Below are 20,031 nucleotides of genomic sequence, written 5' to 3'. Positions count from 1 at the left end.
TACGCCTGCAGCGCTTCGGGTAATCGTCTTGGTCGGGCGATAGGTGCCTCCCATCTTTAGGTTTTACTTTAAAGTGGAATTATAACCCCATACTATTGATAAGAAAACTTACTGTGATTGGTATTATTTATGAAGACGAAACATTTTGGCTTAGCCAGAAGAAAATGGCTGAATTGTTTGATGTTGAAAGCCATACAGTCACTTACCATCTTAAAGAAATCTATCAAAGCGGTGAGTTGGTGGCAGAGGCAACTACTCGAAAATTTCGAGTAGTTCAACAGGAAGGCAATCGTGAAGGCAATCGTGAAGTCAATCGGGAGATTGATTTTTACAATCTCGACGCGATTATTGCCGTCGGTTATCGAGTCAATAGCCACCATGCTACCCAATTTCGTATATGGGCAACGGCAACGCTGAAAGAATTTATCGTCAAGGGCTTTGTGCTGGATGACGAACGGCTCAAACAAGGCAAGCGTTTTGGCATTGATTATTTTAATGAATTGCTGGAGCGGATTCGGGAAATCCGTGCCAGTGAGCGGCGGTTCTATCAGAAAATTACCAATCTTTATAAAGAATGCAGCATTGATTATTCTGTCAATGACGAACAGACCAAGACTTTTTATCAAACGGTACAAAACAAGTTGGAATGGGCAATCACGGGCAAAACTGCCCCGAACTCATTCAAAGCCGCGCCAATGCTGACCTGCCCAATATGGGGCTGCAAACTTGGAAAAATTCCCCTAGCGGTAAAATCTTGATAAGTGATGTTTCGATAACTAAAAATTATTTGCTTGACAATGAAGGCCGCGCGAGTGGATAAATTCTGCAGCAAGCTATCGCCATTCGAGCAAACGGCCTTAATTTTTAAAGCAGTGGCAAGACAGGACAAAGCCGAGTCAAGGCTGCTTAAGTTGAGTGTTTTCGCCTCGTCCCTGGTTGAGGAAATGAAGTTTTTGTGGTGTAATGCAAATGATTTATATTTGTAGGTATAGGGCCTAGCTAGGTCGAATTAGCTCAGGAATGGTTTCGTTGCAACGCGTCTGGAGAGCGGGCTTATCAAAATGCAATTTCTTATTAAAAAAGGTTTGGACATACCGATAACGGGCGAACCTAAACAAGTTATTGAGAATGGCAACAAAGGTAAATCTGTTGCGATTCTGGGGATGGACTACGTAGGGATGAAACCTACGATGATGGTCAATGAAGGGGATGTGGTCAAGCTAGGGCAAATCCTTTTTGAGGACAAAAAAAATCCCGGAGTTGTGTTCACTTCGCCTGGCGCGGGTGTCGTCAAAAACATCAATCGCGGTGAGAAACGCATTTTGCAATCCGTCGTTGTCGAACTCACTGGAACGGAGCAGGTTTCATTCGATAAATATAAGGAAGCCGACTTATCCAAGCTAGATGCTGAAAAGGTAAAAGCCAATCTGTTGAAATCCGGTTTATGGACATCGTTACGGACGCGGCCTTATGGAAAAATTCCAGCGGTTGACAGTAAACCGAAATCTATTTTCGTGACGGCGATGGATACCCGCCCGTTGGCGGCTGACCCTGCCATTATTATCAAAGACCGCAGCAAAGATTTCGCAAATGGTTTGGCTGTTTTGGCTAGATTAAGCGAAGGAAAAACTTACGTCTGCAAGGCAAAAGGGGCGGAGATTCCAACAGGGAGCAACAGTTCAGTTGATGTCGCTGAGTTTGTAGGCCCCCACCCTGCGGGATTGCCTAGCACACATATTCATTTTATTGATCCGGTCAATGCAGACAAATTTGTCTGGTATGTTGATTATCAGGCTGTCATGGCGATAGGTGCGTTGTTCACCACCGGCAAGCTTAATGTTGAGCGGGTCATTTCACTGGCGGGCCCTACGGTAATGAAACCGAGATTAATTCGTACCCGAGTTGGTGCCAATACAGATGATTTAGTCGCCGGTGAACTGGCTGACGTTGAAAACCGGGTGATTTCAGGTTCTGTCTTGTATGGTCATCAGGCAACGGAGTGGGCGGCCTATCTGGGTTGCTACCATCTCCAGATTTCAGCTTTGCAGGAAGGGCGCGCCCGGGAGCTTTTTGGCTGGATTGTGCCAGGTAAAGACAAGTATTCCGCGTTGGATGTGTATATAAAAAGCCGTCAGGATCGCAAAGCTAACCGAAAATTCCCGCTAACTACCGATAAGAATGGCAGTAACAGGGCGATTGTTCCAGTGGGTGTCTATGAGACAGTCATGCCCATGGATATATTGCCGACACCGTTGCTCAAATCCATGGTGATTGGCGATACCGATCAGGCCCAGTTGCTGGGCTGCCTTGAACTGGATGAGGAAGACGTGTCTTTGTTTACATTCGTGGATCCTGGAAAGCATGATTTCGGTCCGGTACTGAGAGCGAATTTAACTAAAATTGAGAAGGAAGGGTAATGTCGGCTAGAGATTTTTTAGACAGGCTTGAGCCGCATTTTACAAGAGGCGGAAAACTCGAAAAATATTTCGGATTGTACGAGATGGTGGATACTTTCATCTACACTCCAGCCGATGTAACGCACGGCGCTACCCATGTACGGGATGGCAATGACCTGAAACGGACGATGACTTTTGTGGTCATAGCGACTTTTTTCTGTGTGCTGATGGCGATGTATAACACCGGTTATCAGGCCAACCATGCGATGGAAGTCATGGGCGTGAAAGAAATAGCAAACTGGCGTGGCATGTTCATGTCATTGTTCGGCTATAGCACCGTGAACCCATTTTCAAACCTGATCCACGGGGCGTTGTATTTTTTCCCGATTTATATCGTCACTTTGGCGGTTGGTGGTGTCTGGGAAGTGCTGTTTGCGACGGTACGCGGGCATGAAGTCAACGAAGGCTTCCTCGTATCGTCTATGCTTTATACATTGATTATGCCGCCCGATATGCCCTTATGGCAGGTGGCATTGGGCATATCATTCGGAATCGTCATTGGCAAGGAAGTGTTCGGTGGCACTGGCAAAAACTTCCTTAACCCGGCGTTAACCGGACGGGCATTCCTGTATTTTGCTTATCCTGCTTCCATCACCGGGGATTCTGTCTGGGTAGCCGTCGATGGTTTTACGGCCGCGACACCATTGGCCTTGGCCGCAAACGGTGGGCTTGAAGCAGTTTATGCCGGAAATTACACTTGGTTCCAGTCGTTTCTCGGTTTTGAGCCGGGCTGCCTTGGCGAAACTTCAACACTTGCCTGTTTGTTAGGCGGGGCGTTCCTGCTTTATACCCGCATTGCTTCTTATCGCATCATGGCTGGCGTTTTTCTTGGCATGGTGGCGACATCGCTGTTATTTAACGTGATCGGCAGTGATAACCCAATGTTTGCTATACCTTGGTATTGGCATTTGACGATGGGCGGATTCGCATTCGGTATGGTCTATATGGCAACCGAACCTGTCAGCGGCGCAATGACCAATACGGGGCGCTGGATATATGGGGCGCTGATTGGGATTATGACGGTACTCATCAGGGTGGTCAATCCGGCTTTTCCAGAAGGGATTATGCTGGCTATCCTGTTTTCCAATATGTTTGCGCCCACTATTGACTACTTTGTTATACAAGCCAATATCAGAAGAAGGATGAAACGTCATGCTTAAGGTCATCAAGAAAAGCGGGCATTACGTAAAATTCTGTGCTGCGCTGGATAATTGTAAACATTATCAAAAATTCCTGGTTTACAAAGAAAAAGTCCTGGCTATGGGCAATGATAGCCTGGAAAAAACCATTGCGATTGCAGTCGCACTTTGTTTAGTGTGTGCGGTGCTGGTTTCCTTTGGTGCGGTTGCCTTGAAGCCTTTGCAGGTTTACAACAAAAACCTGGACATGAAAAAGAATATTCTTGAAGTCGCAGGTTTGATGGAAGATGATACCGATATTGATGCTGCTTTCGGGGAACGAATAGAAGCTAAAATAGTCAATTTGGAGACGGGCGATTATGTCGAAAATATCAATGCTGATGAATACGACCAACGTAAAGCGGCTAAAGACCCGGCTCAGAGTGTTGCCATTCCTAAAGACAAAGATATTGCCCACATCAGGATAAAAGCCAAGCTAGCCAAGGTTTTCCTGGTTAAGGAGGACGGCAAAATCAGGTCAATTATCTTGCCGGTCAGCGGTTATGGTTTGTGGTCAACGCTTTATGGTTTCCTGTCTGTAGACGCTGACGGACAAACGGTACAAAGCATCAATTTTTATGACCAGAAGGAAACCCCAGGTTTGGGTGGCGAGGTTGTTAATCCTAAGTGGCGCGCACTTTGGAAAGGCAAAAAGGTGTATGCTGAGATCGATCAGCCTTCCCAAGTCAAGGGTTCAATTGAGGACGCGGATATTGGCGAACCAGCTCTGGCCTTGATTAAAGGCGTTGTGGACAATGACAAACCGGGTTCGCAATACCAGGTTGATGGTTTGGCTGGCGCAACAATAACCAGTACCGGTGTCACTAATTTGGTCAGATACTGGACGGGCAAAGAAGGTTTTGCTCGTTATTTAAATAAAGTAAGAACGGTTAAGAGGGCTAAGTCATGAGTGCAGTATTAGGCGATGAACTGAAAAATGCGATATTAAATGATGAGACTAAGAAGGTCATAATTGACCCCTTAGTCAATAATAACCCCATTACCTTACAGGTTTTAGGTATCTGCTCTGCCTTGGCGGTGACATCTCAGATGTCAACCTCCTTGATTATGGCGCTAGCCTTGACATTGGTGACTGCATTTTCCAGCGCAGCGATTAGCGCCATTAGAAAGCACATACCGGGCAGCATTCGCATTATTGTGCAGATGACTATTATTGCTTCATTGGTTATCGTCGTCGATCAAATATTGAAAGCCGTCGCTTACGATGTGAGCAAACAATTATCGGTTTTCGTGGGCTTGATTATCACCAACTGTATTGTTATGGGTCGCGCCGAAGGTTATGCGATGCAAAATCCGCCCCTGGAAAGTTTCATAGATGGCATTGGTAACGGTGCGGGTTATAGTTTGATATTGATTATCGTGGCATTTTTCAGGGAGACATTGGGTTCTGGCAAACTGTTGGGTTACGAAGTTTTTAAACTCGCTAAAGATGGTGGCTGGTACGACCCGAATGGTCTGATGCTATTGCCACCTAGCGCATTTTTTATTATCGGACTGATTATCTGGGCGGTACGCCAATGGAAGCCTGAACAGAATGAAGCGGTTGATTTTAAAATCATGTCGATCGCACATGGTGACGATGCGTCATCGCATGGCGAAGGAGTGCATCACTAATGGAAGGCTACATCAGTTTATTTGTTAAAGCCGTTTTTATTGAAAATCTGGCGCTGTCCTTCTTTTTGGGGATGTGTACCTTTATTGCCGTTTCCAAGAAGATTTCCACAGCAATGGGTTTAGGCGTTGCTGTGATGGTTGTGCAGGCGATTACCGTTCCGGCTAATAATTTTGTCTATCATGCCTTATTAAAAGAAGATGCTTTGGCATGGATGGGGATTACTGGCGTTGATTTGAGCTTTTTGGCATTGCTAAGCTGTATCGGTATTATCGGCGCGTTGGTGCAAATTTTAGAAATGGTCCTGGATAAATTCTTCCCTGCCTTATATTTTGCGTTGGGAATATTCCTGCCCTTAATTACCGTTAACTGCGCCATCTTGGGTGGTAGCCTGTTCATGATTGAACGTGATTATAACTTTGGCGAAAGCGTTGTTTATGGAGTTGGAAGCGGCTTTGGTTGGGCGTTGGCGATTACCGTAATGGCCGGTGTGCGGGAAAAACTTAAATACAGCGATATTCCAGCTGGCTTACAAGGCTTAGGTATTACTTTTATCACTGCAGGCCTGATGTCGCTTGGCTTCATGGCTTTCTCTGGAATCCAACTTTAAGAAGGTAAGACATGCTGGAAATTTTATTAGGGATTATTATTTTCACGGGGATCGTGATTGCGCTGGTATTCGGTATTATTGGCGCCAAAAGTAAATTGGTCGCTGCAGGTGATGTGGAAATTTTGATCAATCATGAAAAGAAAATTCATGTGCCTGTGGGCTCTAAATTATTGGCAGCCTTGGCCGATAACGGCCTGTTTGTTTCATCTGCGTGTGGCGGTGGCGGTACGTGTGGGCAGTGTAAAGTGAAGATTCATTCCGGCGGTGGTGAAATCCTGCCTACTGAGTTGAGTTACATAACCAAACGCGAAGCCGCTCAAGGAGAACGGCTTTCTTGCCAAGTGTCCGTAAAACACAATATGGACATTGAAGTCGAAGATGAAGTGTTTGGCATCAAAAAGTGGGAATGTACCGTTAAATCCAACCATAACGTGGCAACATTCATCAAAGAACTGGTATTGGAATTGCCCAAAGGCGAAGCCATTAACTATCGTGCCGGCGGTTTCGTTCAGATCGAATGCCCACCGCATGTTGCCAAGTTTACTGATTTCGATGTCGAAGAAGAGTATCGTGACGATTGGGACAAATATAATTTATGGAATTATGTATCCACGGTGAAAGAGCCGACGCTACGTGCTTACTCAATGGCGAGTTATCCTGAAGAAAAAGAAATCCTGCTGAACGTGCGGATAGCGACACCGCCGCCTCGTGCCGATGAAAGCGTACCGCCGGGGATAATGTCGTCCTATATTTTTGATCTGAAACCCGGCGATAAATGTATTATTTCAGGCCCTTATGGTGAATTTTTCGCCAAAGAAACGAATGCCGAAATGATATTCGTCGGCGGCGGTGCCGGGATGGCACCTATGCGGTCGCATATTTTTGACCAATTACGCAGGATCAAGTCCAAGCGGAAAATGACATTCTGGTACGGGGCACGCAACAAACGTGAAATGTTCTATGTTGAGGACTTCGATATGTTGGCTAAGGAAAACCCCAATTTCACTTGGCATGTCGGCCTGTCAGATGCCTTGCCTGAAGACAATTGGAAAGGTTATACGGGTTTTATCCATAACGTCCTGTATGAAAATTACCTGAAAAGCCATCCAGCGCCCGAAGATTGTGAATATTATTTGTGTGGGCCCCCCATGATGAACACCTCCGTCATCAAGATGTTACTCGATAATGGTGTGGAGCCTGAGAACATTATGCTGGATGATTTTGGTGGATAAGATTGTACTCGCTAATTTAGCGGTTTGCCCGCCTTAGCTTAATCTAAAGAAAAGCCCTGCACTCCGTACAGGGCTTTTTTCTTGGTGGAATGTCGGTGCTCAGTTCAGCCTTTATTCATCTTGCCAAAGTTACATTATGCTTTGTGGCAATAAATAAGGGCGGTTGTGTACTGGCCTTAATCTGAGAGAATTAGGCACGGGTGATTGATATGTATCGACTGAACTGGATTTTTTTTACGAGCTGTTTATTGTTTTCAACACCGCTGTTTGCGTTAAGATGCGGTCATTCCTTAGTCCAGCCCGGCGATTATAAAGGCTATGTTTATGACATCTGCGGAGAACCCGATTACATAGATTCACATTACGTAAGGCGGGGTAATGAGAACCGTGCTGATGCTACACAGTACAATTTCAACGGTCATCAGCGATTTCCCAATAATGCTTTTAATTACGGTCAAAATCATTATCAGGAAGTTGAAGTCTTGGTCGAAGAATGGATATATAACTTTGGTAGTGCGCGGTTACGGAAATTATTGCGCTTTGAAAATGGTCGGCTAAAAGAAGTTGAAAGTCTGGGTAGAAGTCGGCGTAGATAGCGGAAGATTATTAATTACAAGAGTGCCACTTACCAAAGCTCAGTATTAAGGTTGAATTAAAGCGTGTTACCAACAACTAAATATTATTTCAGTAGCCTGTTCCTGATTTTTCTTTTGTCCGCTTGTGACAAGAAAGCAGAACAAAAGCCGCAAGATTACCCGTACAATGCCGTCGGGATGACGATGGGCACCAGCTACAACATCAAGGCAAGCAAGTTACCTGATTCGCTCACACCCAAGGAAATCAGCCGCCAAGTCAAGGATTTGCTTGATAAAATCAACGGGCAAATGTCCACGTACCAAAAAGACTCGGAACTGTCCTTGTTCAACCGGAACACTTCGACTGACTGGCTACCTGTTTCGCCTGAGTTTTACGAAGTCCTCAAAGAATCAATAAAAATTAGTCAGTTATCAAACGGTTTATTTGATGTCACTGTCGGGCCTTTGGTAAACCTGTGGGGATTCGGCCCTGATGAAATGACCTTATCTCCCCTGATGAGGCTGTCATCAAAGATCGGTTGAACCAAATCGGCTATAGCCGTCTAAAGCTCAAGGATGGTGGCCTGTTTGTCAAAAAAGACATCCCCGGTCTTTATGTGGATTTATCGGGTATCGCCAAAGGTTATGGCGTAGACCAAGTGGCCTTATTGTTGGAGCGCTTAGGGTTAATGGATTATATGGTCGAGATAGGCGGCGAGATCAGGGTGAAAGGGAAAAACAAAAAAGGTCAACCTTGGCAAATAGCCGTTGAAAAACCGACCGCCGAAAAAAGGATGATTGAAAAAGTGCTGGCGATAACCGATACTGGTATGGCGACATCCGGCGATTACAGGAATTATTTCGAGGTGGGAGGCGTACGTTTTTCCCATACTATTGACCCAAGGACAGGGCGACCGATTACCCATAAGCTGGCATCCATCACCATCTTAAGTGATACATCCATGGAAGCCGATGGTTTGGCTCCGCGATTATGGTGATGGGCCCCGATGAAGGTTACCAATTTGCAGAGCAAAACCATATCGCGGCGTTTTTTATTATTAATTCCGACAAGGGCTTTGACGAAAAAATGTCAACCGCCTTTGCCGAAAGTACAAAGGTGACGAAATGAATTACTTTTTAGCGACATTTGCGTTGATGTTGATTGTGATTGCACTCATGGCAGTCGGTGTCATGTTTGGGCGACGCGCCATCAAAGGTTCCTGCGGTGGCTTGAACACGGGCAGTTGCGTCTGTGTGGAAAAATGTGAAAAACGCAAAAAAATGGAAGCCGAAGGCCAAGTTTAGGTGCAGATAAAAGTACGCAATAGTTGCTTGTGACAGAAGCTAGTCTTTACTGGCACGATTACGAAACTTTCGGTATTGATCCCCGGCGCGACAGGCCCTCGCAATTTGCCGGAGTGCGTACCGATGTTGATTTCAATATTATTGACAATCCCTACGTCGTCTACTGCAAACCTCCTGCCGATTACTTACCCCATCCCGAAGCCTGTTTGCTCACAGGCATCAGCCCACAACTTGCTGAATCCAAAGGCGTAATCGAAGCCGAATTTTGCCGCCTCATCCACGAGCAACTTGCCCAACCCAACACTTGTAGCCTGGGTTACAACTCCATCCGGTTCGATGATGAATTTACCCGCTTGTGCCTTTATCGTAACTTTTACGATCCTTACGCACGAGAATGGCAAAACGGCAATTCCCGTTGGGATTTAATTGACATCGTCAGGGCAACCAAAGCCTTACGGCCTGATGGGATAACATGGCCGGTCGATGCAGAAGGCCGCCCCAGTTTTAAACTTGAAGCACTGACCAAAGCCAATGGGATTGCCCACGAAGCCGCGCATGATGCGCTATCGGATGTCACTGCCACGATAGCGTTAGCCAAATTAATCAAAACCGTCCAACTTAAGCTATATCAATTTTTATGGCAACACAAGGCAAAAACCGAAGCCCTCAAACTACTCCAGTTCGGCAGTTTCAAGCCTGTGGTGCATGTATCAGGCAGATATTCCAGCCTTAACCATTGTTTGGCGGTTGTGTTGCCAATTTGCAAGCATCCGGTTAATGCCAACGGGATCATCGTGTATGACCTTTCTATTGATCCTGACCCCCTGATTTCCCTATCAATAGAAGATATCCGTCAAAGAATTTTTACTGCCACAGCGGATTTGCCGGAAGGTTTGGAAAGAATTCCACTTAAAACCGTACACATCAACAAATGTCCGGTGTTAGCGCCAGTGTCCGTACTTAAACCAGACGATCAGCAACGATTGAACATAGACCTGGCAACGTGTTATGCAAATATCGACAAAATCAAAGCGATTCAAGGCTTGGCAGAAAAAATTGCAGCAGTTTTTGCCAAAAATGATTTTGCAGAATCCGGACAAGAAACCGATCCCGATCTTGCTATTTACAGCGGCGGATTTTTTTCGGATTCAGATAAACAAAAAATGGCGAAAATCAGGAACACGCCTCCAGGCCAGTTAGCCAATTTTAAGCCTAGCTTTACCGATCCCCGATTGGCAGAAATGCTATTTAGATACCGGGCGCGTAACTACCCAGAATTGCTGCAACCCGAAGAAACTTCCAAATGGCGGGAGTTTTGTGCAGATCGAATAACCAGACACCAGCAAGGCGGAGGCATCACGCTTGATGAATTTTTTTGCCAGTTGTCCAGGTTGCGTGAAGAAATTTCTGGTAATGAGAGCTTTTTCAAGGAATTGGAAGATTTTGCTTTGGAGAAAATGCACGGCTTAGGATCAATCGAGTGACAAATATAATCAACAATAATCCAAACTTAATCGAGATATAATGCTTCAGATATGATACTCAAAGCTGGATGGGGCATGTTGCCCAGCCCGCAGCGTTTCTCCGTAGGGTTCAAATAGCGGCAGCGCCGAAATGTTCACTGCGTACCCCGCATAAGAAAGTCGAGGTAGGGAGCTTTAGCCTTGCTTAATGCACCGCATGGATCGTGGCACAAAATCCGGCGTTACGCTGCACTATTCCGTTTATGGACTTCACAGGAATTAAATTGGAAAGCACTAACGCATTCAAGAGTTGTGTTGTTTGCTATAATGATATGCGAATCTTTCCAGGCTAAGAGAGCCTCCTCATAACAAACTTTCTGTAAGGCCGAAAACATTTGCATAACGTGCACTTTAAGTTTGTTCAGGACATGTTATGCCTACTAGATCAAGATTTTCAGGCATCAGCAATTGATAAAGTTATCCCGGTAAGTTCCGCAGGCATCACAGTTTACGCAAATGAATAAACAAGCTCTCCACCGGTTTTTAACGGGATATATTATTGTCGTCGTAATCCTTGTCATTGCTGTTATAACCAAAATAATCCAGCAAGAAATTACAACCTCAAAGTATCAAGCGCGTTGCCTCTCTGAAATTGCCAAGCAATTAAGTTTTAACCTTAATCCTGGGCCTAGCAAATCCATCCGCTATCCAAATTATGGGCCTTATGACCAACGCTTGGGTTATACACTCATCCCAGACTCTATTGGCCGTCTGGAGAAAACCGGATTCAATATAACCGCCCAGGCATCGTCCTCACCAATGATGGACAAATTAGCCAGTTATGGGCTATTCCCCATCTATCAAGAAAAAACCAGGGCTGGTTTAAGCATTGTTGACCACGCTGACAAAGTCATTTTTAGTGCTGTTTATCCGAGCCGTGGCTACCCTAATTTTCAAGCGATCCCACCTTTAATCCTGCAAACGCTGCTGTTTATTGAAAACAAGGAATTACTTGATGACCGAAATCCAACCCTGAATCCTGCCATTGAATGGGATCGCTTCGGCTTTGCCACCCTGCAAATGATGGCCCACAAGCTGGGCATTGCCGATAGCGTTCCTGGTGGCAGCACCCTGGCGACACAAATTGAAAAATATCGGCATTCTTCCAATGGCTATACCAATTCGATCAGCGACAAGGTTCGCCAGATGGCAAGCGCATCCATCCGCGCGTATATGTTGGGGCCAGATACGCGCGAGATGCGTCAGCAAATCGTCCTCGCTTACTTCAACTCTATGCCACTGTCCGCCACCCCAAAATCAGGTGAAGTCCATGGCCTGGGTGATGGCTTGGCCGCGTGGTTTGGCGCCGATTTCAATGAAGTCAATATGCTACTCAGCCCAAAAGCTTTTAAGTCACATGAACAGATTAGTCCGCAGCAGGCAACCGCCTTTCGGCAAGTGCTGACTACCTTGTTGTCACAAAGGCGGCCTTCGTACCTTCTGGGCAAGGGTTACGCAACACTGCAAGAACTGACCGACAGTTATCTACGGCTAATGGTGAAGCAAGGCTTTATCACTACGTCATTGCGTGATGCTGCGCTCAAGGTAACCAATGTAAAGCCGGTCACATCAGTGCTGAACCAAGCCAAATTTATGGCGGAAAAGAAAACACAATCCATTTTGCGAACCCGTCTTGCCAAAACGCTGGGCATTAAATCGAATTATGAATTGGATCGCTTGGATTTAACGGTAAAAACGACACTCGATTACAATCTACAGCAAGCTATCAGCAAAGCCCTTCATGGTTTGAGCAATCCCGAACTAGCCCATGCCGCAGGCATTTTTGGGCATCGGATGCTGGATGGCAATATAGACTTAGCGCCTATTATCTATAGCTTGATGTTATTCGAAAAAAATCCGATAGGGAATCTGTTAAGGGTACAAACGGATAGCTTTGACCAGCCTCTGGACATCAACGAAGGCATCCGCCTGGATCTCGGCTCAACCGCAAAAATGCGCACGATGGTGCATTATTTGGAGCTGATTACCGAAATTTACCAGCATTACCAAGGCCGCGCTCCCGAAGAACTTAGGCAAATTGCCCTACATCCCCGCGATTATTTATCGGCCTGGGTTATCGAGCAACTGAAAACAAAAGGCGATATAGGTCTTGAAGATTTGCTGAATGAAGCGCTGGATAGGAAATATTCTGCAAGCCCGTATGAATATTTTTATACTGGCGGCGGCTTGCATCATTTTAATAACTTCGATAAATCCGAAAACAGCAAGATTATGTCGGTGCGCCATGCCTTGCGGGATTCGACTAACCTGGTGTTTATCCGCCTGATGCGGGATGTTGCCTATCATCACCTGTACAAACCGGACGGCATAGCGCGTTGGCTTGACGATCCAGCCGATCCCAGACGCAAGGAATATCTGGAACGCTTTGCCGATCATGAAGGCCGCGTCTATTTACGGCGGTTTTATGTCAAGTACCAGGGTAAATCTCCCGAAGAAGCCATGCAATTGCTGACCGAAAAAGTGCAGCCTAAGGTTTCGCGCTTTTCCATGCTTTATAGGTCTATCTACCCGAATAATGATGAAAATCAGTTTTATCTCTTTCTGAAATCCCATGTAAAGGGCACGGATTTAGTTAATGAAGATATTTACGGCCTGTATGACAAATATTCCATTGATAATTTTGATTTACAAGATCAAGGGTACATCACCAAAGTCCATCCTCTGGAGTTATGGCTGGTGCGGTATTTGACTACACACCCCAACGCGCCCTTAGAGAATATTCTGGCAGCCAGTTACGAACAACGCCTGGAAGTCTACCGATGGCTACTCAAAAGCAAACGGAAAAACTCCCAGCAACGGCGCATCATGACCTTGCTGGAAGAAGAAGCTTTCAAGGAAATTCACAAGGCATGGCAGCGCGTGGGCTATCCATTTAGCAAATTAACCTCCTCGTATGCGACTTCCATCGGCGCTTCAGGAGACCGTCCCGCTGCCCTCGCTGAATTGATGGGTGTGTTACAAAATGACGGGGTGAGGCTTCCTGCTACCCGTTTCGACAGCCTACAATTCGCCTCGGCAACGCCTTATGAAACAATACTGAATAAGCTTCCGGAACAGGGTCAGCGCATTTTCCCGGCAGAAGTTGCCCAGGTAGCACGCGGTGCTCTTGCTGGCGTCGTTGAAGGTGGAACTGCCTCACGTCTGAGAAGCGTTTATACGGACAGTAATGGCAAACCTTTAATCGTCGGCGGTAAAACCGGAACCGGCGACCATCGCAAGCAAGTATGGGGTGAGCGGGGACGACTGTTGGAGTCAAAATTCATCAGCCGTGCTGCCACTTTCGCATTTTTCCTCGGTGACCGCTTTTTTGGTGTCATCACGGCTTATGTCGAAGGGCCTAACGCTGGACGTTACCACTTTACCAGTTCATTGCCGGTGCAGATTATCAAATACCTTAAACCCACACTTTCGCCTTTGTTAAACCGAGTGGCGGAGGAAAAGAGTTTTCAGAAAACTTCAGGGGAAAGGCTGGCTAACGCCACCAAGCATAATGATTAGCAAGAATCTTCAGCCAATTCACAACACATCCCTTCTTCCCGTTCCGACATATTGCCGGAACCCAGAAGCCAATTAATATTCACTTATTTCTGTATTGACAGAAATAAGTGAATATGTATAATAATGCCATGATTTTAAATCCTGTCGCAGAACGATTTATCCTTCACTGGGGTGAAATGGGCTCAAAATGGGGGGTCAACCGCACGGTTGCCCAAATCCATGCCCTGCTCTACCTGATCGGCAAACCCATGCCTGCGGATGAGATTACCGAAACGTTAGGAGTGGCGCGTTCCAACGTCAGCAATAGTTTAAAAGAATTGCAGAACTGGAATTTGATACAAGTCGTGCATATTATGGGCGACCGGCGCGATCATTTCACCACTTCCAGCGATGTCTTGCAGTTGTTTAAGACTGTCGTGCAGGAACGCAAGGAACGGGAATTTGACCCAACTATCAGTGTGCTGCGTGATTGTCTCGCCAGTCCCGATTTAGACAAGGAAGACACCGAAGCGCAACAACGGATCAAGGAAGCTTTAGGCTTTATGGAAGCGCTTTCAACCTGGGGAGAGCAAATGCTAAAACTGGAACCCAAGACCTTGATGAAGATGATGAAACTTGGGAACAAAATTCAGGATCTATTGTTCCTGATAAAGTAATGCAATTTTTTATCTTATTGTTTCTTTTTTAACTGAAGAAACTGTAATTACAGGATATATCATGAACACAACTTATCCACTGACCATCTATTTTGATGCCTCATGCCGTTTATGTGACAGCGAAATGCATAATATCAAGCTGCATGACGCCGATAACCAACTGATTCTCATCGATTGCTCTGCGCCGGATTTCGATGATACGGTCTGTAAGGCCAACAACATTAGCCAAACTGCGATGATGAATCGCCTTCATGCCCAGGATGCCAACGGCCAGTGGCTTATCGGTGTCGCTGCGTTTGAAGTGATTTACCAAACCGTGGGCATGGCTACCATTGCCAAACTTTGGGGATACCCTATTGCAGAACGCCTGTATCCTTGGGTTGTCCGGCATCGTTACACGCTCTCATGGATGGGTTTGCCCCACCTGTTTGGCCTTTGGAGCCGACATGCGGCGCGACAAGCTGAAAAACGTAGCCGTTTATGCAACGAAGGCCGTTGCTCAATCAATGGTTAGGTAGAAAATTAGGAGGACATCATGAAAATATTAGTCTGTGGTGCTACCGGGTTTGTGGGCCGACATTTAACAACAGCCTTACGGCAGGCAGGACACACAGTTATCCGCGGCGTTCGTAAGCCGTCACAGCCAGATGACATTGCGATAGATTACTGTAAAGATAATACCAAGGAAACCTGGTTACCCAGGCTCGCCGGGATCGATGTGGTTGTCAATGCGGTTGGCGTGTTGCGTGACAGCGCCAAACAACCCATGAAGCTCCTGCTTGAACAGACCCCTATCGCCTTATTTTCGGCGTGTAAAGAAGCTGGGGTAAAACGCATCGTGCAAATATCCGCGTTAGGTATTGATAGGGGCATTGAAACTCCCTATTTTCAAACCCGCCGTGCCCCGGAAGCTTACCTTAACGATCTTCCAGACTCCATGCGCTGGCTAATTTTACGTCCTTCTGTCATTTACGGCGACGATGGAGCCAGCGCAAAAATGTTCAAGTTACAGGCGAGCTTACCCGTACATACCTTGCCCGCAGGCGGCGCGCAGCGTCTGCAACCGGTTCATATCGACGATATTTGCGAAGGCGTCAACCGTTGGCTTGCAGATCCTAACGCACACAGCCAAACTGTTGCCGCCGTCGGTTTAGAAGCAACCGACATGCGCGGCATGTTGGACAGTTACCGGCAACAATTGCAACATTCAAAAGCTTTACATATCAGTATTCCTTCCTTTCTTATTGGGCTTTCCGCACGGGTAGGCGATTTCATCCCTGCCAGCCCGTTGTGCAGTGATACCCTCACCATGCTAAATGCGGGGAATACGGGAGATGCCAGTGATTTTATTCAGTTACTGAGGCGGACACCCAAAAGCTATCGGACTTTTATTAATGCGGATAAAACCAATGCAAACCGCTGAATTTCGCCTAATACGATATAGCTTAGCCGGTGTTTGGATCATAACGGGCGTAATGTCACTCGGCATCTATCCACAACAAGACAGCTTAGCTTTGCTTGCCCGTATCGGAATACTGGGTACACCGGCGCTGGCAGCACTTTATCTGGGATCAACGGCAGATATAGCATTAGGTCTTCTGACGCTATTCGCACCCAGCAAAACCTTATGGACAGTGCAGGCACTTCTTATATTCATCTACTCGCTGGTCATTTCAATATGGTTACCTGAATTCTGGCTACACCCTTTCGGGCCAATACTTAAAAATATTCCAATTCTTGTATTACTCTGGTTACTTTATAAAAACGAAGGCATACAGCAATGAATACCTACCTGATACTGAAATGGACACATATTATTTCCAGCGTGCTGCTGGTCGGGACGGGATTTGGCAGTGCCTTCTACCTGTATTTCATCCATCGGACACGCAACACTCAGGCCATAGCAGAAGTGTCCCGAATGGTCGTAAAAGCCGATTTCTGGTTCACCACACCCGCAGTTGTTATTCAGCCGCTTACGGGGTTTGCCATGATATTAATGGCGGGCTACCCCATGACACAGAACTGGTTATTGTGGACTTATTCCCTGTATGCCTTAGCCGGTGTGTGCTGGCTCCCAGTTGTCTGGCTACAACTTCGTATGTCTAACATGGCAACTATCGCCCTTAGCAGTGACACGCCACTTCCCGCACGTTACTGGCAATATGCCCGTTACTGGGAATGGCTAGGCTACCCTGCTTTCATATCGATGCTGGCCGTTTATGGATTCATGGTGTTCAAACCTGCCTAAGCGCTATAAGATGCCTCAGCAACACGCCATCATTGGAGTTAAATCGTGAATAACACCCCATTAGTTCAGCAAGCCCTTGGGGATGATTGAATAAACTCTCCATTGTTATTCAAAGCCATCACCAACTCCATCTGGGTCAACAAACACAGACTGCACACCCACTCTCCGGCTTTCGTTAAACCGATGTTCTTGGTATGGAAGGATGCGTCCTGCGAGCGGCGGGGTAACGCAGAGCTTACCCACCCACCTCAATAATCACTGGCTTCATGCCGTTTTTTTGTAGTCTGGACATGATGCTGTTGACGCTGCCCATTTGGCCGTAGGTGCCAATCTTGACGCTATACCAGATCACGCTTTCCACTTTCGCTTTCTGGATTTTGGATTCTATTCCCATCAAAGCCAGCTTTGCTTTTAATTGATCGGCTTCTTTGAAGTTCGTGAATGAACCGGCTTGCAAGATATAGCTGGTTTTCTTGTTTTTCCCGACATGCTCTTCACGGGTACGGATCTTAATCTCGTGATCCGGCACCACCACTTCTTTTTTCGGCAAGATGGTATAAAAATCGAATTGCGGCGGTTGTGGTTTTTGGTCCTTGGATTTCTGGTCAGCGTTCACTTTATTGCTAGTCTCAGCTTTGCCGGTTTTAGTTGCAGGTGGCAACGGTTGGCCATGGGCTATAGGTGAAGTGGTTGCTTTTTGCAATCCTGGGCTTTTTAAATACACCAAAAACACCGCAAAACCGATAATCAATGCCGTTATCAGCATCCATTTAAACAAGCCTACGCCGCTGGATTCCTGGCTGTTACGCCTGCGGTTGCTGGTGTCTCGACTGTGTGCACGGTGTTTGTAGTCTCTGGCCATTACATTGTTTCAGGCGTGTTAATGTTGAGCAGTTTCAAGCCGTTTGCCAATACCTGTTTGACAGCGCTCACCAGATTGAGCCTGGCATCACGAATCTTGGCATCATCCACAAGAAACTGATGTGCATTATAGTAGGTATGAAAATCGTTCGCCAATTCACGCAGATATAAAATCAACTGGTGTGGCTCATGAGTCAGCGCGGCGCGTTCCAACATTTCTGGATAGCGTTCCAGTGTGCTTAACAGGCTGAGTTCATGTTCTTCTGTCAATTGATCGAGAGATTCCATGCCGGACAGCATATCCCTGGCCCAGCCTTTCTCAACTAACTGCCGCAATACGCTGCAAACCCTGGCGTGGGCATATTGCACGTAAAACACCGGATTCTCATTGGTCTTTGAGGTTGCCAACTGCAAGTCAAAATCAATATGCTGTTCAGACCGGCGCATGACATAAAAAAACCGTGCGGCATCTTTTCCGACTTCATCACGTAATTGCCGTAAGGTGACAAACTCACCCGAGCGGGTGGACATTTGCACTTTTTCGTCGCCGCGATACAGCGTGGCAAATTGCACCAGCAGTACTTTCAGCTTGGCGGCATCTGCGCCCAAGGCTTGAATGGCTGCCTTTACCCGGGGGATATAACCGTGATGGTCCGCACCCCAAATGTCGATGATCTGGTCGAACCCCCTGTCCAGTTTATTCATGTGGTAGGCGATATCGGAGGCAAAATAGGTATATTGGCCGTTCTCCCTACGCACCACGCGGTCTTTTTCATCGCCTAATTTGCTGGAGGCAAACCAGGTTGCGCCATCTTTTTCGTACAAATGGCCGGAAGTTTGTAATCTTTTCAGTGCTTTTGCTACCGAACCATCATCCATCAAGTGCTGTTCTGAAAACCACTCCTGATAATCAACGCCAAATTCCTGCAAATCATTTTTGATGTCTTCAAGAATGTTATTCAAGCCGACCTGAAAAACATCACGGTATGCCACTGTTCCCAGTAAGGTTTTAGCCCTGGCTATCAAGGCATCGATATGCGCTTCCTTATCACCGCCTTGCGATTCATCTTTGGGAATATCTTCCAGCACCAACTCAAAAGGCCGTCGATACTCATTTTTGGCATTTCTATAAATGTCCAGAGCAATATCGCTGACATAATCGCCGCGATAACCATTGTCTGGAAACCGTACAGGTTCGCCGCATTCTTCCAAGTATCTCAGCCAGATGCTGGTGGCAAGGATGTCCATCTGCCGTCCGGCATCGTTGACATAATATTCCCTATGCACAATAAAGCCAACGGCTTCCAGGAGATCGGCAACCACCGAGCCATACGCCGCGCCGCGACCATGCCCGACATGCAATGGGCCGGTAGGATTGGCGGATACAAATTCAACCTGAACCTTTTTGCCTGCACCGATTTGGCTGCGGCCAAAATCCGGCCCTAGCTCGTGTATTTGTTTGACAATGTCGGATTGTGAGCTTGAATCAATAAAAAAATTGATGAAACCTGGCCCTGCAATTTCCACCTTTTTTACAGCGCTATCCTCGGGCAAAGCGGCAACTATTTTTTCTGCTAACTGGCGTGGATTTAATTTCGTGGGCTTTGCCAGCATCAACGCCAGATTGGACGCAAAATCGCCATATTGCGCATCGCGGCTGCGCTCAAGTGTTATGTTGACGGTAATGTCCTCAGCGATAACGCCCTCTTTTTTGAGGGTTGTAACGGCTTGCTGGATAAGTGTCTCTAACTTTTTTCTCATTACTTTACGGCGTGGATTAACTCAAACAATAGCCGCGCATTATCCATGATAATGGCCTGATTAGCTATTCTGACAAAAGTCGCCAAGGCTAAAAAATTGGGGATATTATAGTAGCGCGGACTTTCTGGTTTCCACGCAGCGAGCGTGAACTAGGCAGTTACACACGTTACGGCCTTGCAGGTTGGGTAAGACGCACATGACAACATTGACAAAGCGACCACATACCATTGGGTGCGTCGTAACCCAACATTGGGCGGCAATTCAATCGTCGAGCGTTGGGTTACGGCTCGCCCAAACGTCCGGGATGCTTAACCGTCGGCAATTTGCGAGCCTAACCCAACCTACTGGGCTTTTTACAAGACTTGCCCGTTACTGGGTGAAAAATATCATATCTCGGCCTGGAGTCCCTGCCGTCATTCGGGCCAGCAAAATCAGCAGCAAAATATAATCCTCTATCATCAGAATATCGGTAAT

Annotated in this window: 19 protein-coding genes and 1 pseudogene; 18 read left to right on the top strand and 2 right to left on the bottom strand. The window is 46.6% G+C overall.

Annotation, left to right across the window (positions count from 1 at the left end; translation table 11 throughout):
* The first annotated feature begins 164 nt into the window (after positions 1–164).
* The 18 genes and pseudogenes from rhuM to ACLQ6D_RS17225 all read left to right on the top strand — a co-directional run bounded on the left by rhuM (position 165) and on the right by ACLQ6D_RS17225 (position 16,935).
* Positions 165–820: pseudogene (gene rhuM / locus ACLQ6D_RS17310) on the top strand (RhuM family protein).
* A 241-nt stretch (positions 821–1,061) separates the two neighbouring features.
* A complete protein-coding gene (locus ACLQ6D_RS17305; protein WP_411728553.1) occupies positions 1,062–2,417 on the top strand; it encodes a Na(+)-translocating NADH-quinone reductase subunit A in 1,356 nt (451 codons plus the stop codon).
* Complete coding sequence (locus ACLQ6D_RS17300; RefSeq protein ID WP_411728552.1) at positions 2,417–3,616, top strand: NADH:ubiquinone reductase (Na(+)-transporting) subunit B; 1,200 nt, start codon at positions 2,417–2,419, stop codon at positions 3,614–3,616. Before ACLQ6D_RS17305 ends, ACLQ6D_RS17300 begins: the two co-directional genes overlap by 1 nt.
* Positions 3,609–4,544 (top strand): Na(+)-translocating NADH-quinone reductase subunit C, encoded by a 936-nt coding sequence (locus tag ACLQ6D_RS17295; protein ID WP_411728551.1) that lies wholly within the window; start codon positions 3,609–3,611, stop codon positions 4,542–4,544. Before ACLQ6D_RS17300 ends, ACLQ6D_RS17295 begins: the two co-directional genes overlap by 8 nt.
* The gene (locus ACLQ6D_RS17290; RefSeq protein WP_411728550.1) at positions 4,541–5,269 is read left to right on the top strand and encodes an NADH:ubiquinone reductase (Na(+)-transporting) subunit D; all 729 of its coding nucleotides are present in this window, start codon (positions 4,541–4,543) and stop codon (positions 5,267–5,269) included. The genes ACLQ6D_RS17295 and ACLQ6D_RS17290 overlap by 4 nt, the downstream gene beginning before the upstream one ends.
* Positions 5,269–5,877, top strand: a complete 609-nt coding sequence (gene nqrE, locus ACLQ6D_RS17285; protein WP_411728549.1) for an NADH:ubiquinone reductase (Na(+)-transporting) subunit E — start codon at positions 5,269–5,271, stop codon at positions 5,875–5,877. Before ACLQ6D_RS17290 ends, nqrE begins: the two co-directional genes overlap by 1 nt.
* 11 nt (positions 5,878–5,888) lie before the next feature.
* Positions 5,889–7,109 (top strand): NADH:ubiquinone reductase (Na(+)-transporting) subunit F, encoded by a 1,221-nt coding sequence (gene nqrF, locus ACLQ6D_RS17280; protein WP_411728548.1) that lies wholly within the window; start codon positions 5,889–5,891, stop codon positions 7,107–7,109.
* Positions 7,110–7,318: 209 nt separating this feature from the next.
* Positions 7,319–7,705, top strand: coding sequence for a DUF2845 domain-containing protein (locus ACLQ6D_RS17275; protein ID WP_411728547.1), 387 nt, complete (start codon positions 7,319–7,321; stop codon positions 7,703–7,705).
* 63 nt (positions 7,706–7,768) lie between these two features.
* Positions 7,769–8,227: an FAD:protein FMN transferase gene (locus tag ACLQ6D_RS17270; RefSeq protein WP_411728546.1), complete on the top strand. Its 459-nt coding sequence runs from the start codon at positions 7,769–7,771 to the stop codon at positions 8,225–8,227.
* Positions 8,224–8,682, top strand: coding sequence for an FAD:protein FMN transferase (locus tag ACLQ6D_RS17265; protein ID WP_411728545.1), 459 nt, complete (start codon positions 8,224–8,226; stop codon positions 8,680–8,682). The genes ACLQ6D_RS17270 and ACLQ6D_RS17265 overlap by 4 nt, the downstream gene beginning before the upstream one ends.
* A 127-nt stretch (positions 8,683–8,809) precedes the next feature.
* Positions 8,810–8,989, top strand: coding sequence for a (Na+)-NQR maturation NqrM (gene nqrM, locus ACLQ6D_RS17260; RefSeq protein WP_411728544.1), 180 nt, complete (start codon positions 8,810–8,812; stop codon positions 8,987–8,989).
* A 29-nt stretch (positions 8,990–9,018) separates the two neighbouring features.
* On the top strand, positions 9,019–10,473 hold the full coding sequence (gene sbcB, locus ACLQ6D_RS17255) for an exodeoxyribonuclease I (protein ID WP_411728543.1): 1,455 nt from the start codon (positions 9,019–9,021) through the stop codon (positions 10,471–10,473).
* 495 nt (positions 10,474–10,968) lie between these two features.
* Positions 10,969–14,031 carry a transglycosylase domain-containing protein gene (locus ACLQ6D_RS17250; protein ID WP_411728542.1) on the top strand — a complete coding sequence of 1,021 codons (3,063 nt, stop codon included), beginning with the start codon at positions 10,969–10,971 and terminating at the stop codon, positions 14,029–14,031.
* A gap of 128 nt (positions 14,032–14,159) precedes the next feature.
* Positions 14,160–14,687, top strand: a complete 528-nt coding sequence (locus tag ACLQ6D_RS17245; RefSeq protein ID WP_411728541.1) for a GbsR/MarR family transcriptional regulator — start codon at positions 14,160–14,162, stop codon at positions 14,685–14,687.
* A 61-nt stretch (positions 14,688–14,748) separates the two neighbouring features.
* A complete protein-coding gene (locus tag ACLQ6D_RS17240; protein WP_411728540.1) occupies positions 14,749–15,201 on the top strand; it encodes a thiol-disulfide oxidoreductase DCC family protein in 453 nt (150 codons plus the stop codon).
* 21 nt (positions 15,202–15,222) lie between these two features.
* Complete coding sequence (locus tag ACLQ6D_RS17235; RefSeq protein ID WP_411728539.1) at positions 15,223–16,110, top strand: NAD(P)H-binding protein; 888 nt, start codon at positions 15,223–15,225, stop codon at positions 16,108–16,110.
* Positions 16,082–16,471 carry a DoxX-like family protein gene (locus ACLQ6D_RS17230; RefSeq protein ID WP_411728538.1) on the top strand — a complete coding sequence of 130 codons (390 nt, stop codon included), beginning with the start codon at positions 16,082–16,084 and terminating at the stop codon, positions 16,469–16,471. The genes ACLQ6D_RS17235 and ACLQ6D_RS17230 overlap by 29 nt, the downstream gene beginning before the upstream one ends.
* Positions 16,468–16,935 carry a DUF2269 family protein gene (locus ACLQ6D_RS17225; RefSeq protein WP_411728537.1) on the top strand — a complete coding sequence of 156 codons (468 nt, stop codon included), beginning with the start codon at positions 16,468–16,470 and terminating at the stop codon, positions 16,933–16,935. Before ACLQ6D_RS17230 ends, ACLQ6D_RS17225 begins: the two co-directional genes overlap by 4 nt.
* A gap of 235 nt (positions 16,936–17,170) precedes the next feature.
* Here ACLQ6D_RS17225 and ACLQ6D_RS17220 read toward each other — a convergent pair whose 3' ends face one another.
* Both ACLQ6D_RS17220 and argS read right to left on the bottom strand, forming a co-directional pair.
* On the bottom strand, positions 17,171–17,797 hold the full coding sequence (locus tag ACLQ6D_RS17220) for an SPOR domain-containing protein (protein ID WP_411728536.1): 627 nt from the start codon (positions 17,795–17,797) through the stop codon (positions 17,171–17,173).
* Positions 17,797–19,557 carry an arginine--tRNA ligase gene (gene argS, locus ACLQ6D_RS17215; RefSeq protein ID WP_411728535.1) on the bottom strand — a complete coding sequence of 587 codons (1,761 nt, stop codon included), beginning with the start codon at positions 19,555–19,557 and terminating at the stop codon, positions 17,797–17,799. Before argS ends, ACLQ6D_RS17220 begins: the two co-directional genes overlap by 1 nt.
* Positions 19,558–20,031: the final 474 nt, after the last annotated feature.

The sequence above is a fragment of the Methyloglobulus sp. genome (genome assembly GCF_046714055.1).
Taxonomy (GTDB): Bacteria; Pseudomonadota; Gammaproteobacteria; order Methylococcales; family Methylomonadaceae; genus Methyloglobulus.
Note: the sequence above shows the minus strand (reverse complement) of the source record. Positions and strands in the feature narration are given on the sequence as shown.

Excerpts from the sequence above, each read along its gene's own strand:
- ACLQ6D_RS17305 (WP_411728553.1), top strand. The coding sequence starts at position 1,062 with ATGCAATTTCTTATTAAAAAAGGTTTGGACATACCGATAACGGGCGAA.
- ACLQ6D_RS17300 (WP_411728552.1), top strand. The coding sequence starts at position 2,417 with ATGTCGGCTAGAGATTTTTTAGACAGGCTTGAGCCGCATTTTACAAGA.
- ACLQ6D_RS17295 (WP_411728551.1), top strand. The coding sequence starts at position 3,609 with ATGCTTAAGGTCATCAAGAAAAGCGGGCATTACGTAAAATTCTGTGCT.
- ACLQ6D_RS17290 (WP_411728550.1), top strand. The coding sequence starts at position 4,541 with ATGAGTGCAGTATTAGGCGATGAACTGAAAAATGCGATATTAAATGAT.
- nqrE (WP_411728549.1), top strand. The coding sequence starts at position 5,269 with ATGGAAGGCTACATCAGTTTATTTGTTAAAGCCGTTTTTATTGAAAAT.
- nqrF (WP_411728548.1), top strand. The coding sequence starts at position 5,889 with ATGCTGGAAATTTTATTAGGGATTATTATTTTCACGGGGATCGTGATT.
- ACLQ6D_RS17275 (WP_411728547.1), top strand. The coding sequence starts at position 7,319 with ATGTATCGACTGAACTGGATTTTTTTTACGAGCTGTTTATTGTTTTCA.
- nqrM (WP_411728544.1), top strand. The coding sequence starts at position 8,810 with ATGAATTACTTTTTAGCGACATTTGCGTTGATGTTGATTGTGATTGCA.
- ACLQ6D_RS17250 (WP_411728542.1), top strand. The coding sequence starts at position 10,969 with ATGAATAAACAAGCTCTCCACCGGTTTTTAACGGGATATATTATTGTC.
- ACLQ6D_RS17245 (WP_411728541.1), top strand. The coding sequence starts at position 14,160 with ATGATTTTAAATCCTGTCGCAGAACGATTTATCCTTCACTGGGGTGAA.
- ACLQ6D_RS17240 (WP_411728540.1), top strand. The coding sequence starts at position 14,749 with ATGAACACAACTTATCCACTGACCATCTATTTTGATGCCTCATGCCGT.
- ACLQ6D_RS17235 (WP_411728539.1), top strand. The coding sequence starts at position 15,223 with ATGAAAATATTAGTCTGTGGTGCTACCGGGTTTGTGGGCCGACATTTA.
- ACLQ6D_RS17230 (WP_411728538.1), top strand. The coding sequence starts at position 16,082 with ATGCGGATAAAACCAATGCAAACCGCTGAATTTCGCCTAATACGATAT.
- ACLQ6D_RS17225 (WP_411728537.1), top strand. The coding sequence starts at position 16,468 with ATGAATACCTACCTGATACTGAAATGGACACATATTATTTCCAGCGTG.
- ACLQ6D_RS17220 (WP_411728536.1), bottom strand. The coding sequence starts at position 17,797 with ATGGCCAGAGACTACAAACACCGTGCACACAGTCGAGACACCAGCAAC.
- argS (WP_411728535.1), bottom strand. The coding sequence starts at position 19,557 with ATGAGAAAAAAGTTAGAGACACTTATCCAGCAAGCCGTTACAACCCTC.